Genomic DNA, 15,121 nt, shown 5'->3' with positions numbered 1-15,121 from the left:
CGGGTTCCCCGTCCTGCCGTCGCGTCCCGGCAGGACGGGGGTGGTCGGTCACCAGCGCGACTGCCGCACGACCTCCGCCGACCGCGGGCCCGCCATGCGCAAGCGGAACACGGTGGTGCCGTTGCCCGCGCGGATGTCCACGGTCTCGCAGATCTGCCGGGTGATCCACAGCCCGTCGCCCAGCTCCGTCGGCGTGCGCACCTCCGGCGGGCGGAACCCGGCGAACGGGTCGAGCGAGGCGCCGCTCGCGCCGCTCAGCTCGCACACCACCGTGCCGTCGCTCGACCACATCGCCACGTGGCCGTCGTCGCGCAGGAACGCCAGGGTCTCGCCGACCGCGACGGTCAGCATCGCGGCGCGCTCCTCGGACAGGCCGAAGTCCAGCGCCCGGCCGACGATGAAGCGCCGCAACGCGTTCAGGTCGCCCCGCAGCGGCAGCACGACCGCGTCCGCGGGCCGCTCCGACAGCGGCACGGCGTCACACTCCCGCGCGTACTCGACCGGGTCGACGTAGTCCGGCGACGGGATCGGCTCGGTGCCCCGCACGTCCGCGGGGTGGGTCTTGAGCGCGTGCGCGATGCCCTCCTCGCTCACGACCCTGGTGTCGTACGGGCAGATCATCCACACGTTCGTCGAGGCGAGGACGACGTTGAGGCCGGACTCCATCCGCCGCCACGCCCGCACGTCGTCCGGGGTGCGGCCCGCCCACAGCGGCTCGGCCAGCACCCGCACGTTGCGGGCGGTGCTCGACACCGCCTTCCGCTGCCAGTAGCGGAAGAACTCCGTCGCGCGCTCCGGCGGCCTGCGCCCGAAGTACGCCGTCTCCGCGTGGTCGAACCCGTTCGCGTTCGGGCCCAGCGCGTCGCGCAGGAGGGTGATGTTCGCGGGCGTCGTGGTGACCAGCACCGGTTCACCGCGCTCGACGCCCTCGGTCACGAAGGGCACCGCCATCGCCAGGAACTCGTGGTCGTCGGCGTACACGGCCGCGTCGTGCCGGAAGTTCTCGTGGTTCATCGCGGCGCTTCTCCGTTCGCCATGACCAGACCGGGGGCGTTGGCCCACCCCACGGCGCCGATGGCCCATTCGTGGTGTGGCGCGAGGTTCAGCACGAGGCTGCGCCCGTCTTCCGCCAGTTCGCCCGCCGTCCGCACGAGGGTGCGGACCGTCGCGAGCAGCAGGAAGGGGACCTGGCGCATGTCGACCCTGACCTCGCCGCCCGGCGTCCCGGTCAGGAGGGTCGAGCGGAGCGCTTCCAGGTCCGCCGCGTCGATGTTCCCGGTCAGCACCAGTCCGGGTGGGTCGCCTTGAGGCGTGATGACCACTTCAGGGTTCTCCTAGCGCGAATTCCGTCCCGCACCCGGACCCCGGAACCGGATGCGCACGTACGGGCCGACAGTACGCGATTCCGCGCTCGGCACTCAACTTTACGAACACCGCGCGGTATTCCACCCGACCCGGCGCGAAGGGGGCCGCAGAATTGCGGCGGCCCCCTTCGCGGAATTCAGCTCACGGGCACGAGCGCGATGGCGTTGATCTGCGGCTGGTCCTCCGCGCCTCGGAGGAAGTCCAGGGTCACCGTCCCGGACTCGCCGACCACGGTGGTGAAGTCCTTCTCCACGCCGAAGTTGTTCCCGCCGTCCGCGCCGCGCGCGATGGCGTCGGCGATGATGTCGAAGCCCGTCAGCACCCGCGTGCCGTCGATCGCGACGTCGAAGCTCCGCTTGCCGGGCTTGCCCTTGAAGTACCAGTCCATGAAGTACAGCCGCACCTCGTAGGTGGTCCCCGGCGTCAGACCGGGGACGGCGTAGGTGGACTCCAGGTAGCGGGACGTGTGCCAGAGCGCCGCCGGGATCGGGTGGGCGACCCGCCAGTTGGGCAGGCTCGGCGCGCCCGCGGGCAGGGTGTCGAGGAGGCCGCCCGCGCCGAACGCGTCGGGCCCGAAGGTCGCGTCGCCCGCGCCGCCGACGTCGATGGTCACGGTCGCGGGCTCGGCATGGGCCACGCCCGCGCCGCCGAGCGCCAGAGCCAGGGCGGCGACCACGGCGGCTGTTCGTCGGAATTGCCTCATAAGGGGTTCTCCAGCGTTCGCAGGGATTCGACTGGAACGTCACGCTAGAGCGCCCGCCCGTGAAAAAGAATGGCTCCAGGGGCAGAATGGGCTACCCGGATGAACTTCCACCCAAGACGGGAAATAGGGGTCGGAAAATGGTTATGGAGCGTGAACCCCACAACCACTCCCGACTTCTCCTCGATCAGGTGTTCTGCGGGAACCCGAGGTTGACGCCGCCGTGCGACGGGTCGAGCCACCGGCTGGTGACCACCTTCGTGCGGGTGAAGAAGTGCACGCCCTCCGGGCCGTAGGCGTGCGAGTCGCCGAACAGCGAGTCCTTCCAGCCGCCGAACGAGTAGTACGCGACCGGGACGGGGATCGGCACGTTCACGCCGACCATGCCGACCTCGATCTCGTTCTGGAACCGCCGCGCCGCGCCGCCGTCGTTGGTGAAGATCGCGGTGCCGTTGCCGTACAGGTTGTCGTTGACGACCTCCACGGCGTCGTCGTAGGTCGACACCCGCAGCACGGACAGCACCGGGCCGAAGATCTCGTCGGTGTACACGCTCATGCCCGTGCCGACGTGGTCGAACAGCGTCGGGCCGAGCCAGAACCCGCCCTCGTCGCCGTCGATCGGGTGGCCGCGCCCGTCGACCACCAGCGACGCGCCCTCGGCCACGCCCGCGTCCACATAGGACACGACCTTGTCCCGGTGTGCACCCGTGACCAGCGGCCCCATCTCGCAGCCCTGGCGGCGGCCGTCGCCGACGTGCAGGTCCGCGATCCGGTCGCGGATCTTGCCGACCAGCTCGTCGCCCACCGGGTCGACCGCGACGACGACGGAGATCGCCATGCAGCGCTCCCCCGCCGAGCCGAAGCCCGCCGACACGGCCGCGTCCGCCGCGAGGTCGAGGTCGGCGTCGGGCAGCACGACCATGTGGTTCTTGGCCCCTCCCAACGCCTGCACGCGCTTGCCGTTGGCCGTGCCGGTCTCGTAGACGTACCGGGCGATCGGCGTGGAGCCGACGAACGACACCGCCTTCACGTCCCGGTGCTCCAGGATCCGGTCCACGGCCACCTTGTCGCCGTGCACGACGTTGAGCACGCCGTCCGGCAGCCCGGCCTCGGCGAACAGCTCCGCGATGAAGTTCGCCGCCGACGGGTCCTTCTCGCTCGGCTTGAGCACCACGGTGTTGCCGCACGCGATGGCGTTCGGCACGAACCACAGCGGCACCATGGCCGGGAAGTTGAACGGCGAGATCACCCCGACCACGCCCAAGGGCTGGAGGATCGAGTACACGTCGACCTTGGTGGAGGCGTTCTCGCTGAAGCCGCCCTTGATCAGGTGCGGGATGCCGCAGGCGAACTCGACGGCCTCCAGCGCCCGCTGGATCTCCCCGGCGGCGTCCGAGAGCACCTTGCCGTGCTCGGCGGTCACGATCGCCGCCAGCTCCGCCTTGCGGGCGTTGAACAGCTCGCGGAAGGCGAACATCACCGTCGCCCGCTGCGCCAGGGAAGCCCCGCGCCACTTGGTGAACGCCGCCTTCGCCGCCGCCACCGCCTCGTCCACGTCCGCCGCGCTCGCGAAGTCGACCTGGCTCACGACCTGCCCGGTCGCGGGGTCGTAGACGTCACCGGTGCGCTCGGCCGTGCCGGTCCACGGCTTGCCGCCGATCTGGTGCGTGATCCTCACGCGGACGCCTCCTCGATCGCTCCACGCAGCGCCACGAGCGCCTCCTCCGCCTCATCCGCGGTCAACGTCATCGGCGGCGCGAGCCGGATCACGTTGCCGTACAAGCCGCCCTTGCCGATCAGCAGCCCGCGTTCGCGAGCGCCTTCGAGCACCGCCACCGCCGCCTTCGGCGCGGGCTTGCCCTCGCCGTCGACCAGCTCGATGCCGATCATCAACCCCTTGCCGCGCACGTCGCCCACGACCGGGTTGTCCGCCGCGATGGCCCGCAGCCCCTCGAACAGCCGCGCGCCGAGCTTGGCCGCGTTCGCCTGGAGGTCGTGCTCCAGCACGTAGTCCAGCGTCGCCAGCGCCCCGGCGGTGGACACGGGGTTGCCGCCGAACGTGGACAGGGAGTTCGCGCCGAGGCAGTCCATCAGGTCGCCGCGCGCCACGACGCCGCCGATCGCCAGCCCGTTGCCGAGGCCCTTGGCGAACGTCATCGCGTCCGGCGTCACGCCGTGCGCCTGGATGCCCCAGAAGTTCTCGCCGGTCCGGCCCCAGCCGGTCTGCACCTCGTCGGCGATGAACAGGATCCCGTACTCGTCCAACACCTCCTTGAACGCGCCGAACAGCCCGTCCGGCGGCGTGGCGAACCCGCCGACGCCCTGGATCGGCTCGACGATCATGCAGGCCACGTCACCGGAGGTGGTCACCTCGATGACCTCGCGCAGGTCGTCCACGCAGGCCTTGACGTAGTCGGCGTCGGAGAGGTGCCGGAAGGGGCTGCGGTACCGGTAGCCGCCGTGCACCCAGCTGACCTTGACGGGGCTCAGCGAACTCGCCGACCAGCCGCGGTTGCCGGTGATCGCGACGGTCGCGAACGCGCGACCGTGGTAGGAGTTGCGCAGCGCCACGACCTGGTCGCTGCGGCGGTACTGGGTGGCGAGCATGAGCGCCGTCTCGTTGGCCTCGGTGCCCGAGTTGGTGAAGAACACCTTGGCGTCCGGGATGCCCGACAGCTCGGCGATCTTCTCGGCCAGCTCCACCTGCTTCTCGATCAGGTACAGCGTGGAGGTGTGGAACACGCCGGTCGCGAGCTGCGCGCGCACGGCCTCGCTGATCTCGGGGACGTCGTAGCCGACGGCGTTGGTCAGGATGCCCGCGAAGAAGTCCAGGTACGTCCGGCCCTCGCGGTCGGTCACCCGCCTGCCGCTCGCGCTCGCGATCTCGATCGGCTCGTCGTAGTACAGGGCCATCCAGTTGGGCATGACCGCACGGTGCCGGGCGAGCAGTTCCCGGTGTTGCCCCATAGCGTCCTCCGTGGCAGTAGTCCTGGCTCCGAGTCTGCTGGGACCGGTGGTTCGCCGCCATGCACAACCTGTACCGCTTTCCGGGGGATCGCATTACGTTGTGTCCATGTACCCCACGGTCGCCGAAGCCCTCGCCCTCCCGGTGGTCCGGCGCGGCGGTCCGACGGTGGTCGCGGGGGCCGCCGGGATGCAGGCGCGGGTGCGGTGGGCGCACGTGGCGGAGGTCGCCGACATCGCCCACCTGCTGCGCGGCGGCGAACTCGTGCTGACGACCGGGATGCTGCTGCCCACCGACGAAGCCGGCCTCACGAGGTACGTGGACGACCTGGCGGCCGTGGGCGCCGCCGGGCTGGTCGTGGAGCTGGTGCGGCGGTGGAGCGACGAGGTGCCCGGTGTGCTGGTCGCGGCCGCCGAGCGGCACGGGCTGCCGCTGGTCACGCTCGCGCACGAGACGCGGTTCGTGACCGTGACCGAGGCCGTCGTGGCGCTGATCGTGGACGCGCAACTGGCCGAACTGCGGGCCGCGGAACAGGTGCACGAGACGTTCACGGCGTTGACGGTGGCGGGCGCGGAACCCGCCGAGGTGCTGCGCGAGGTCGCCCGCACGGCGGGCCTGCCGGTCGTGCTGGAGACCCTGGGCCACGAGGTGCTCGCCTACGACGCGGCGGGCGCGGACCCGACGGCGCTGCTCGCCGACTGGGGCCAGCGGTCGCGGTCGGTCACGGTGTCCGAGCGGACCGCCTACCACGAGGACGCGGGCTGGCTCGTCACCGTCGTCGGCGCTCGGGGCGCGGACTGGGGCAGGCTCGTGCTCGTCTCCCCCGAGGCCCCGCCGCACCGGCACGTGGTCGTGGCCGAGCGCGCGGCGTCCGCGCTGGCCGTGCACCGCCTGGTCGCCCGCGACCGCGAGTCGCTGGAACGCCAGACCCACCGCACCCTGCTGGCCCAACTCCTCGGCGAGTCCCAGCCGCCGCCCGACCTGTCCGCGCGGGCCGCCGCGCTGGGCGTGCCGCTGGAGCGCAGGCAGCTCGTCGGCATCGCCATCCGCCCCGGCACGTCCCCCTCCCCGGCGCAAACCCTTGCCACGCAAGAGGTCCTGCGCGACCTGGCCGAGGCGACGGCGTTGGCGGCCCGTCGCGTGACCGTGCCCGCGCTGGTCGGCGTCGTGGACGACACCAGCGTCCGCGCCCTGCTCTCCCTGCCCCCGCAGGCGGGCCTGGACGGCGTGCTCCGCCGCCTGGCCAAGGAGGTGCACCGCATGGCCGCCACCACCCAGCACGGGCTGCCGGTGGTCGTCGCCGCGGGCACGACCGTCGCCGCCGTGTCGGACGTCCGCCGCAGCCTCGGCGAAGCCGTCCACATCGCGGGCGCCGCGCTCCGCTCTCCGGGCACCAGGCTCTACCACCGCCTGGACGACGTCCGCCTCCACGGGCTGCTGCACCTGCTCCGCGAGGACGAACGCCTCCGCGCCTTCGCCGACCGCGAACTCGGCCCGCTCCTGGCCCGTGACACGAACCAGGGCAGCAGGCTCGTGGAACTCCTGCGCTGCCTGTGCGAACACGGCGGCAACAAGTCCGCGGCGGCCGCCGCGGCCCACCTGTCCCGCACCGCGTACTACCAACAACTGGCCCGCATCGAACAGGTGCTCGGGGTCTCGTTGGAAGACCCGGAGTCCATCCTGTCCCTGCACGTCGCCCTGCTGGTCCACGACCTGGGCGCGTGACCGGGCCGGTCGGATCCTCGTGCCGCTCGCACACGACGAGCCCATGACGCAGGTGCCACTGCGCCATGGGCTCGCGAAAGCGTGAGGTCAGCCCCCGAGCGGGAGCCCACCGAGCGGGAGGCCGCCACCGAGCGACGACAGCTGGATCGGCAGCTCGTCGGTCGACGGCAGCTGGTTCAGCGGCAACTGGTTCAGCGACAGCTGGTCGACCTGGACCTGGTCCAGGGACGGCGCGGTCGGGAAGGCACGCCCCTGGGCGGGCGGGAGGAGCGAGGGCGCGCCGGGCAGGGCGTGGGCGACGTCCGCGATCTGCGGCGCCTCCGGCAGACCGGCGACCGGGGCCGTGGGGGCCTGCGGCAGCGCGTCGGGCGTCGGGAGCTTCACGGTCTGGCCGCTCGCGATCTTGCCTGCCTCGTCCGCGACCTTGGTGGTCAGCTCGGGCGCGTCGCCGACCTTGCCCTCGAGTCCGTCGAGCGACGGGGCGGGAGCGGCGGCGGACACGCCTGCGAGCAGCGGGGACACACCGACGGCGAGGAGGGCGGCGGCACGGAGGGAACCGCGCGGGCGGGTACGAAACACAGTGTTCCTAACATTGAGGGAACCTGAAGGGGGACCTCACTGTCATCGGCAGGGGGGACCCCGACCTATATCCACACGATGGGGTGATGCGCCCGCGACGGGCCTCACCCGTTCGGGAAAAAGGGGAACCGCGGGAAATCCGGCCGCGAACACCTACCCCCTTCGGACAGACTGTCCTGATGCCCAGCCCTGACGAGCACACCCGCCACCTGGCCGCCAACAACCCCAGCCCCACCGCCTGGTTCGAGGAGCTGTACGCCGAGGCGGACGAGGGCCGCGCGATCGTCCCGTGGGACCGCGACCCGATGCCCGCGCTCACGGCGTGGGCGCGCGACAAGGACGGCGAGGGCCGCACCGCCCTCGTCGTGGGTTGCGGCCTGGGCCGCGACTCGGAACTCATCGCCACCCGCGGCTACCGCACGACGGCGTTCGACATCGCCCCCACGGCCGTCGCCACGACCCGCCGCCGCTTCCCCGACTCCCCCGTCGACTACCGCGTCGCCGACCTCCTGTCCCCGCCACCGGAGTGGCACCAGGCGTTCGACCTGGTCGTCGAGAGCCTCACCGTGCAGTCCCTCCCCATCCCCCTGCACCCACGGGCCATCACAGCCGTCACCGACCTCGTGGCCCCCGGCGGCACCCTCCTGGTGATCGCCGTGGCCCGCGACGAGACGGTCCCCGACGGCCCACCGTGGCCACTGACCGCGGCCGAGATCCAGGCCTTCGCCCAGAACGGCCTCCGCGCGGTGATGGTGGCCCGCGCGGAACACCGCTGGTGCGCGGAGTTCGTCCGCGGGTAGAACAGGCCGATGAACCGCAACAAGGTCACCGGCGACGTCCACGGCCCGGTGATCCAGGCCAAGACCATCGGCACGGTGGTGATCAACCCGCCCCCGCCGAGCCCGCGCCCCGCGCTGGACGGCCTGCCCCCGGTGTCCGGCCCCTTCGCCGGACGATTACCCGAACTCGCCGAACTCGCGGCGGGCACCGGCCTGACCGTGGTGTCCGGGCTCGGGGGCGTCGGGAAGACCGAACTCCTGCGCCGGTACGCGCACCAGGAGCGGGCCCGCTTCCCCGGCGGCTTCCTGGCGCTCGACCTGCACGGCTACGACGAGCAGCGCCGCGTGGAGCCCACGCAGGCGCTGCTGCACTGCCTGCGCAGGCTCGGCGTCGAGGACGAGGTCATCCCTCCCGAGGAGGACGAGCGCGCCGCGCTGTTCCGCAGCGAGATGGCGAATCGCGAGTCCACGCTGGTGCTGCTGGACAACGCGCACCGGTCCGCGCAGGTGGAGCCGCTGCTGGTGGACCGGCACCGGGTGGTCGTCTCCAGCAGGCACACGCTGGCCAGCCTGCCCGGCTCCCACCTCGCCCTCGGGATGCTCGACCCGGCCGAGGCGCTGGACCTGGTGGGGGACGCCGAACTCGCCGACCTGTGCGGTCGGCTGCCGCTCGCGCTGACCATCATGGCCGCGCTGCTGAGGTCCGAGCCGTCGACCGACTGGGCGGCGGAACTGCGCGAGGCCCGCCTCGCCGTCCTCGACGACGGCGACTCGAACGCCGTCACCGCCACCTTCGCCCTGTCCTACCGCTCCCTCACGCCCGACCAGCGGCGAATGTTCCGCCTGCTGGCCCTGCACCCCGGCGACGCGGTCTTCGCCGACAGCGCGGCCGCGCTCGCCGACCTGCCGCCGGTGCGGGCCCGGAGGCTGGTGCGGGACCTGCGCGCGGCGCACCTGCTGACCGAGGACCACCGGTTCCACGACCTCGTCCGCCTGTACGCGGAGCAGTGCCTCGACGAGGACCCCGAGCCGGAAGCGGTCGACCGCGTGGTCGCCTTCTACCGCCGGACCGCGGCGGAGCACGCCAAGGGGATCCAGATCAACCGCTGCGACCCCGACGCGGTCGCCTGGATGGACCGGCACCGGGCCGCCGTGCTGGAGGTGGCCACCACCGCCCGCGACCGGGGCCTCGGCCGGGAGGTCGTCGCCATCGCCGAGGCGATGTTCCGCTACTTCTCCCTGCGCAAGCACCTGGCCGACTGGTACGCCCTCCAGCGGATGGCCGTGGACTCGGCGGAGCCCGCTTCCCTCGCCATGGCGTACAACCGGCTCGCCACGATCCACCGGCAGGCCCGCCAGTTCCCGTCCGCCGTCGAGTTCGGCGAACGGTCGCTCGCCCTGTGCGAGAAGACCGGCAACCGGATCGGCGTCGGGGCCGCGCTGGTCGTGCTCGGCGCGACCTACCGGGAGATGGGCCTGCCGGACACGGCGCTGGCCTGCTGCGAGCGGTCGCTGGCCATCCGGCGGGTGGTCGAGGACGTGCGGGGCCTCGGCATCAGCCTGGCCAACGTGGGCGAGTGCCTGCTGATGCTCGACCGGGTCGACGAGGCGCTGGAGCACTTCGAGGAGGCCCTGGCGCACCAGCGACGCCACGACCAGGAGGGCGGGGTGGCGATCACGCTGCACGGCCTCGGCAAGGCGCACCGGGCGGCGGGTCGGCTCGACCTGGCCGTCGAGCACCTCACGGCCTCGCTGGACGTCCAGCGCGGGCGGGACGACCGGTTCGGCACCGCGATCACCCTGAAGAGCCTCGCGGACACCTACGTCGAACTCGGGCGCGCGGAGGAGGCGGACGAGGCCTACCGGGAGGCGTTGGCCGGGTACGAGGACCTCGGCGACGACCACCGCGCCCGAGAGGTGCGCGCCCTGCTGGACCGGTGAGTCCACGATCGACGTGCAACCGACAGAGTGTTCACTGATCATGGGAAGCGTGGACACTTCGACACTGCCCTCGGCGCACCCGCCATCCCAGGATTCCGGGATGGAAAGCGCACACCGACCACGCTGTTTCGCCAGCGTAACAGGGATGTGACCGATGGCCGTCGACCCGTCAGAGCCCACCTCAGCAAGCCAGGTCACAACGACCAAGCAGATCAGTCACCCGGATGGCCGAGTCGAGTTGCGCGACTTCTCCGCCATCTCGGAGAGCCGGTACTTCAACCCCGAACTGGCGCCGGTGCCGCTGGAGCAGCGGACCTGGACGACGTACAACTTCTTCGCGCTGTGGATGGGGATGGCGCACAACATCCCCAGCTACACGCTCGCGGCGTCGCTGATCGCGCTGGGCATGGACTGGGTCCAGGCGTTCATGACCATCACGCTCGGCAACCTGATCGTGCTGGTCCCGATGCTGCTCAACAGCCACGCGGGCACGAAGTACGGCATTCCCTTCCCGGTGTTCGCGCGAGCGTTCTACGGGGTGCGCGGGGCGAACCTGGTGGCGCTGCTGAGGGCGTTCATCGCGTGCGCGTGGTTCGGCATCCAGACGTGGGTCGGCGGGCTGGCGCTGCACGTGATCGTCGGCAAGCTGGTCGGCGGCTGGTGGCTGACCGCGCCGGTGGTGCTGGGACAGCACTGGACGCTGTGGCTGTGCTTCCTGGGGTTCTGGGTCGTGCAGATGCTGATCATCTGGCGCGGCATGGACGCCATCCGGCGGTTCGAGAACTGGACCGCGCCGCTGGTGTCGGTCGGGTTCCTGATCCTGCTGGCCTACGTCGCCGTGAAGGCGGGCGGGTTCGGGCCGATCCTGTCCGAGCCGTCGAAGCTCGGCTGGGGCTCGGGCTTCTGGAAGGTGTTCTTCCCGTCGCTGATGGGCATGATCGCGTTCTGGTCGACGCTGTCGCTGAACATGCCGGACTTCACCCGCTTCGGCGGCAGCCAGAAGAAGCAGGTGCTCGGCCAGGTCCTCGGCCTGCCGACGACGATGTCGTTCATCGCGATCGTGGCGATCCTGACGACGTCCGGCTCGATCGCCCTGTACGGCGAGGCGATCTGGGACCCGGCGACCCTGGCCAGCCGGTTCGACAACCCGCTCGTGGTCGTCGTGGCGCTGGTCGCGCTGGTGCTCGCCACGATCTCGGCGAACCTCGCCGCGAACGTCGTCAGCCCGTCCTACGACTTCTCCAACGCCTTCCCGAAGCGCATCACGTTCGCGGTCGGCGGCCTCATCACCGGCGTGATCGGCGTGGTGATCCAGCCGTGGCGGCTGATCTCCGACCCGAGCATCTACATCTTCGCGTGGCTGGGCTTCTACGGCGGCCTGCTGGCGTCGGTGGCGGGCGTGTTCATCGCCGGGTACTGGCTGCTCGGCAAGACCCGGATCGAGCTCGACGCCCTGTACATGGACGGCAAGGGCTCGTACTGGTTCGCCGGCGGCTGGAACTGGCGCGCGGTCGTGGCGACGCTGGTCGGCGCGGTGCTCGCGGTCGGCGGCGCCTACGGCGGCCCGTTCCCGGAAGGCGGGCTCATCCCGTTCCTCAAGCCGCTCTACGACTACAACTGGGTGGTCGGCCTGGTGGGCGGACTCGTCACCTACCTGGCACTGTCGCGGACAGCGACCGACCGCACCAACGAGGGAGTGATCAAGTGACGAACATCGTCCGAGCCGGTCTGATCCAGGCGAGGTGGACCGGCGACAAGGAGTCGATGATCGCGAACGCGGTCACGGCCATCGCGACCGCCGCCTCGCAGGGCGCGCAGGTGATCTGCCTCCAGGAGCTGTTCTACGGCCCGTACTTCTGCCAGGTGCAGGACGCGGACTACTACTCCTACACCGAGCAGATCCCCGACGGCCCCACCACGCGGCTGATGTGCGAGGTCGCCGCGCAGCACGGCGTCGTGCTCGTCGTGCCGATGTACGAGGAGGAGCAGCCGGGCGTCTACTACAACACCGCCGCGGTGATCGACGCGGACGGGACGTACCTCGGCAAGCACCGCAAGAACCACATCCCGCAGGTCAAGGGGTTCTGGGAGAAGTTCTACTTCAAGCCCGGCAACCTGGGCTACCCGGTGTTCGACACCGCGGTCGGCCGGATCGGCGTGTACATCTGCTACGAGCGCCACTTCCCCGAGGGCTGGCGCGCGCTGGGCCTGGCGGGCGCGAAGATCGTGTTCAACCCGTCGGCCACCAGCCGCGGCCTGTCGGAGTACCTGTGGCGGCTGGAGCAGCCCGCCGCGGCCGTGGCGAACGAGTACTTCGTCGGCACGATCAACCGCGTCGGCGTGGAACCGCTGGGCGACAACGACTTCTACGGCCAGACGTACTTCGCGGACCCGCGCGGCCAGCTGATCGGCGAGGCGGCGTCGGACACCGAGGAGGAGATCGTCGTCCGCGACCTGGACATGGACCTGCTGACCGAGGTCCGCGACCTGTGGGCGTTCTACCGCGACCGCAGGCCGGACACCTACGACTCGCTGGTGCAGCCGTGAGCACCCTGATCCGCGGCGGCACCGTCGTGAACGCGACCGGCGCGGTGGCCGCCGACGTCCTCGTGCAGGGCGAGAAGATCGCCGCGCTGGTGGCCCCCGGCTTCGAGGTCCAGGCGGACACGGTCATCGACGCCACGGGCAAGTACGTGATCCCCGGCGGCATCGACGGCCACACGCACATGGAGATGCCGTTCGGCGGCACGTCCAGCGTGGACACGTTCGAGACCGGCACGACCGCCGCCGCGTGGGGCGGGACGACGACGATCATCGACTTCGCCGTGCAGGCCAAGGGAACCTCACTGCTGTCCACCTTGGACAAGTGGCACAGCAAGGCCGACGGCAACTGCGCGGTCGACTACGGGTTCCACATGATCGTCTCCGACGTCAACGACACGTCGTTGAAGGAGATGGAGTCCTGCATCGACGCGGGCGTGAACACGTTCAAGATGTTCATGGCCTACCCCGGCGTCTTCTACGCCACGGACGGCGAGATCCTGCGGGCGATGCAGAAGGCCCGCGAGACCGGCGCCACGATCATGATGCACGCGGAGAACGGCATCGCGATCGACCAGCTCGTCGCGCAGGCGCTCGCGAACGGCAAGACCGACCCCGTCCAGCACGGCCTGACCAGGCCGCCGGAGCTGGAGGGCGAGGCCACGTCGCGGGCCATCGCGCTGGCGAAGGTGACCGGTTCGCCGCTCTACATCGTGCACCTGTCGGCGTCGCACGCGCTGGACGCCGTGACGAAGGCGCGGGACACGGGCCAGAACGTGTTCGCCGAGACCTGCCCGCAGTACCTGTTCCTCTCGCTGGAGGACCTGGCGAAGCCGGACTTCGAGGGCGCGAAGTACGTGGCCTCTCCCCCGCTGCGACCCAAGGAGCACCAGACCGAGCTGTGGCGCGGCCTGCGCACCAACGACCTGTCGCTGGTGTCGACCGACCACTGCCCGTTCTGCTTCAAGGACCAGAAGGAGCTGGGGCGCGGCGACTTCTCCAAGATCCCCAACGGGATGCCGGGCGTGGAGCACCGGATGGACCTGCTGCACCAGGGCGTCGTCCGCGGCGAGCTGTCCCTCGAACGCTGGGTCGAGATCAGCTCCACGACGCCCGCCCGCATGTTCGGCCTGTACCCGCGCAAGGGCGTCATCGCGCCCGGCGCGGACGCGGACATAGTGGTGTACGACCCGACCGCCGAGCAGACGTTGTCGGCGGCCACACACCACATGAACGTGGACTACTCGGCGTACGAGGGCATGGAGCTGACCGGCAAGGTCGACACGGTGCTGTCGCGCGGCAAGGTCGTGGTCGACGGCGACGGCTTCCACGGCGGCGCGGGCCACGGCAGGTTCCTCGGCCGCGACCTCAACCAGTACCTCGTCTAGGAAGGGCGCACAGTGGACTTCGGCGTAGTGCTCCAGACCGACCCGCCCGCCAGCGCCGTGGTGGCGGGCATGAAGTCGGCCGAGGACAACGGTTTCGCGTACGGCTGGACGTTCGACTCGGCCGTGCTCTGGCAGGAGCCGTTCGTCATCTACTCGCAGATCCTGGCGAACACGACGAACCTCGTCGTCGGCCCCATGGTGACCAACCCGAGCACCAGGGACTGGTCGGTGACGGCGTCGCTGTTCGCCACGCTGAACGACATGTTCGGCAACCGCACGGTCTGCGGCATCGGCCGCGGCGACTCCGCGAGGCGCGTCATCGGCCAACCCCCGGCGTCGCTGGCGACGCTGGGCAAGGCGATGACGGTCATCAAGGAACTGGCCGAGGGCCGCGAGGTGGAGCACCACGGCACCCCGGTCCGCATCCCGTGGGTGCGCGACGGCAAGCTCGAGATCTGGATGGCCGCCTACGGCCCGAAAGCGCTGAAGATGGTCGGCGAACAGGCGGACGGCTTCATCCTGCAAACAGCGGACCCCGACATCGCCCGCTGGACCATCGGCTCGGTCCGCGACGCCGCGACAGCAGCGGGCCGCGACCCGAACGCCATCACCATGTGCGTGGCGGCCCCCGCCTACGTAGGCACGGACCTGGCCCACCAACGCGACCAGCTCCGCTGGTTCGGCGGCATGGTCGGCAACCACGTGGCCGACCTGGTGGCCCGCTACGGCGACTCGGGCGTCGTCCCCAAGGCCTTGACCGACTACATCAAGGGCCGCGAGGGCTACGACTACTCCCACCACGGCAAGGCAGGCAACAGGTCGACCGACTTCGTCCCGGACGAGATCGTCGACCGCTTCTGCCTCACCGGCCCGGCACAGGCACACGTGGACCGGTTGCAGGAGCTGAAGGAGATCGGCGTGGACAACTTCGCCCTCTACCTCATGCACGACGACAAGGACAAAACCCTGGCCGCCTACGGCAACGAGATCATCACCCACGTCTAGCCCAGCCTGAATCTCGGATCGGATCGAACCTACGCAACCCGAGTCCCACACTCGAAACGGACGCACGCAACCCTGGCAACCACCCAGACCCCCGTCCCCACCCCGATCCGAAGCGCCCTCATGGACCAACCGC

General features: G+C 70.8%; 13 protein-coding genes. 7 read left to right on the top strand and 6 right to left on the bottom strand.

Features of this window, described 5'->3' with window-relative positions:
- Positions 1-48: 48 nt before the first annotated feature.
- The 5 genes from ACFWW9_RS26595 to ACFWW9_RS26575 all read right to left on the bottom strand — a co-directional run bounded on the left by ACFWW9_RS26595 (position 49) and on the right by ACFWW9_RS26575 (position 5,032).
- The gene (locus tag ACFWW9_RS26595; protein WP_390383435.1) at positions 49-1,014 is read right to left on the bottom strand and encodes an anti-sigma factor RsbA family regulatory protein; all 966 of its coding nucleotides are present in this window, start codon (positions 1,012-1,014) and stop codon (positions 49-51) included.
- Positions 1,011-1,322 carry an STAS domain-containing protein gene (locus tag ACFWW9_RS26590; RefSeq protein WP_390383433.1) on the bottom strand — a complete coding sequence of 104 codons (312 nt, stop codon included), beginning with the start codon at positions 1,320-1,322 and terminating at the stop codon, positions 1,011-1,013. Before ACFWW9_RS26590 ends, ACFWW9_RS26595 begins: the two co-directional genes overlap by 4 nt.
- A 179-nt stretch (positions 1,323-1,501) precedes the next feature.
- Positions 1,502-2,068 carry a malectin domain-containing carbohydrate-binding protein gene (locus ACFWW9_RS26585; RefSeq protein ID WP_390383431.1) on the bottom strand — a complete coding sequence of 189 codons (567 nt, stop codon included), beginning with the start codon at positions 2,066-2,068 and terminating at the stop codon, positions 1,502-1,504.
- Positions 2,069-2,252: 184 nt separating this feature from the next.
- The gene (locus ACFWW9_RS26580) at positions 2,253-3,743 is read right to left on the bottom strand and encodes a CoA-acylating methylmalonate-semialdehyde dehydrogenase (RefSeq protein ID WP_390383429.1); all 1,491 of its coding nucleotides are present in this window, start codon (positions 3,741-3,743) and stop codon (positions 2,253-2,255) included.
- A complete protein-coding gene (locus ACFWW9_RS26575; protein ID WP_390383427.1) occupies positions 3,740-5,032 on the bottom strand; it encodes an aspartate aminotransferase family protein in 1,293 nt (430 codons plus the stop codon). The genes ACFWW9_RS26580 and ACFWW9_RS26575 overlap by 4 nt, the downstream gene beginning before the upstream one ends.
- A gap of 106 nt (positions 5,033-5,138) precedes the next feature.
- Here ACFWW9_RS26575 and ACFWW9_RS26570 point away from each other — a divergent pair, with 106 nt between their 5' ends.
- Entirely contained in the window at positions 5,139-6,755 is a 1,617-nt protein-coding gene (locus ACFWW9_RS26570; protein WP_390383425.1) for a PucR family transcriptional regulator, read from the top strand.
- An 87-nt stretch (positions 6,756-6,842) separates the two neighbouring features.
- Here the strand turns inward: ACFWW9_RS26570 and ACFWW9_RS26565 are convergent, their stop codons facing one another.
- Positions 6,843-7,334 carry a hypothetical protein gene (locus tag ACFWW9_RS26565; protein ID WP_390383424.1) on the bottom strand — a complete coding sequence of 164 codons (492 nt, stop codon included), beginning with the start codon at positions 7,332-7,334 and terminating at the stop codon, positions 6,843-6,845.
- Positions 7,335-7,513: 179 nt separating this feature from the next.
- On the opposite strand from ACFWW9_RS26565, the gene ACFWW9_RS26560 reads away from it, so the two are divergent.
- The 6 genes from ACFWW9_RS26560 (at position 7,514) to ACFWW9_RS26535 (ending at position 14,988) form a co-directional block, all read left to right on the top strand.
- Positions 7,514-8,134 (top strand): class I SAM-dependent methyltransferase, encoded by a 621-nt coding sequence (locus ACFWW9_RS26560; RefSeq protein WP_390383422.1) that lies wholly within the window; start codon positions 7,514-7,516, stop codon positions 8,132-8,134.
- 9 nt (positions 8,135-8,143) lie between these two features.
- Positions 8,144-10,054 carry a tetratricopeptide repeat protein gene (locus ACFWW9_RS26555; protein WP_390383420.1) on the top strand — a complete coding sequence of 637 codons (1,911 nt, stop codon included), beginning with the start codon at positions 8,144-8,146 and terminating at the stop codon, positions 10,052-10,054.
- Between the two features lie 154 nt (positions 10,055-10,208).
- Positions 10,209-11,762 (top strand): NCS1 family nucleobase:cation symporter-1, encoded by a 1,554-nt coding sequence (locus tag ACFWW9_RS26550; RefSeq protein WP_390383418.1) that lies wholly within the window; start codon positions 10,209-10,211, stop codon positions 11,760-11,762.
- Positions 11,759-12,601 carry a nitrilase-related carbon-nitrogen hydrolase gene (locus ACFWW9_RS26545; protein WP_390383416.1) on the top strand — a complete coding sequence of 281 codons (843 nt, stop codon included), beginning with the start codon at positions 11,759-11,761 and terminating at the stop codon, positions 12,599-12,601. The genes ACFWW9_RS26550 and ACFWW9_RS26545 overlap by 4 nt, the downstream gene beginning before the upstream one ends.
- Complete coding sequence (gene hydA / locus ACFWW9_RS26540; RefSeq protein ID WP_390383414.1) at positions 12,598-13,983, top strand: dihydropyrimidinase; 1,386 nt, start codon at positions 12,598-12,600, stop codon at positions 13,981-13,983. The genes ACFWW9_RS26545 and hydA overlap by 4 nt, the downstream gene beginning before the upstream one ends.
- 12 nt (positions 13,984-13,995) lie before the next feature.
- Positions 13,996-14,988 carry a TIGR03842 family LLM class F420-dependent oxidoreductase gene (locus ACFWW9_RS26535; protein WP_390383412.1) on the top strand — a complete coding sequence of 331 codons (993 nt, stop codon included), beginning with the start codon at positions 13,996-13,998 and terminating at the stop codon, positions 14,986-14,988.
- Positions 14,989-15,121: the final 133 nt, after the last annotated feature.

It is taken from the genome of Umezawaea sp. NPDC059074 (assembly GCF_042738955.1).
GTDB lineage: Bacteria > Actinomycetota > Actinomycetes > Mycobacteriales > Pseudonocardiaceae > Umezawaea.
Note: the sequence above shows the minus strand (reverse complement) of the source record. Positions and strands in the feature narration are given on the sequence as shown.

Excerpts from the sequence above, each read along its gene's own strand:
- ACFWW9_RS26595 (WP_390383435.1), bottom strand. The coding sequence starts at position 1,014 with ATGAACCACGAGAACTTCCGGCACGACGCGGCCGTGTACGCCGACGAC.
- ACFWW9_RS26550 (WP_390383418.1), top strand. The coding sequence starts at position 10,209 with ATGGCCGTCGACCCGTCAGAGCCCACCTCAGCAAGCCAGGTCACAACG.
- ACFWW9_RS26555 (WP_390383420.1), top strand. The coding sequence starts at position 8,144 with ATGAACCGCAACAAGGTCACCGGCGACGTCCACGGCCCGGTGATCCAG.
- ACFWW9_RS26575 (WP_390383427.1), bottom strand. The coding sequence starts at position 5,032 with ATGGGGCAACACCGGGAACTGCTCGCCCGGCACCGTGCGGTCATGCCC.
- ACFWW9_RS26560 (WP_390383422.1), top strand. The coding sequence starts at position 7,514 with ATGCCCAGCCCTGACGAGCACACCCGCCACCTGGCCGCCAACAACCCC.
- ACFWW9_RS26570 (WP_390383425.1), top strand. The coding sequence starts at position 5,139 with ATGTACCCCACGGTCGCCGAAGCCCTCGCCCTCCCGGTGGTCCGGCGC.
- ACFWW9_RS26585 (WP_390383431.1), bottom strand. The coding sequence starts at position 2,068 with ATGAGGCAATTCCGACGAACAGCCGCCGTGGTCGCCGCCCTGGCTCTG.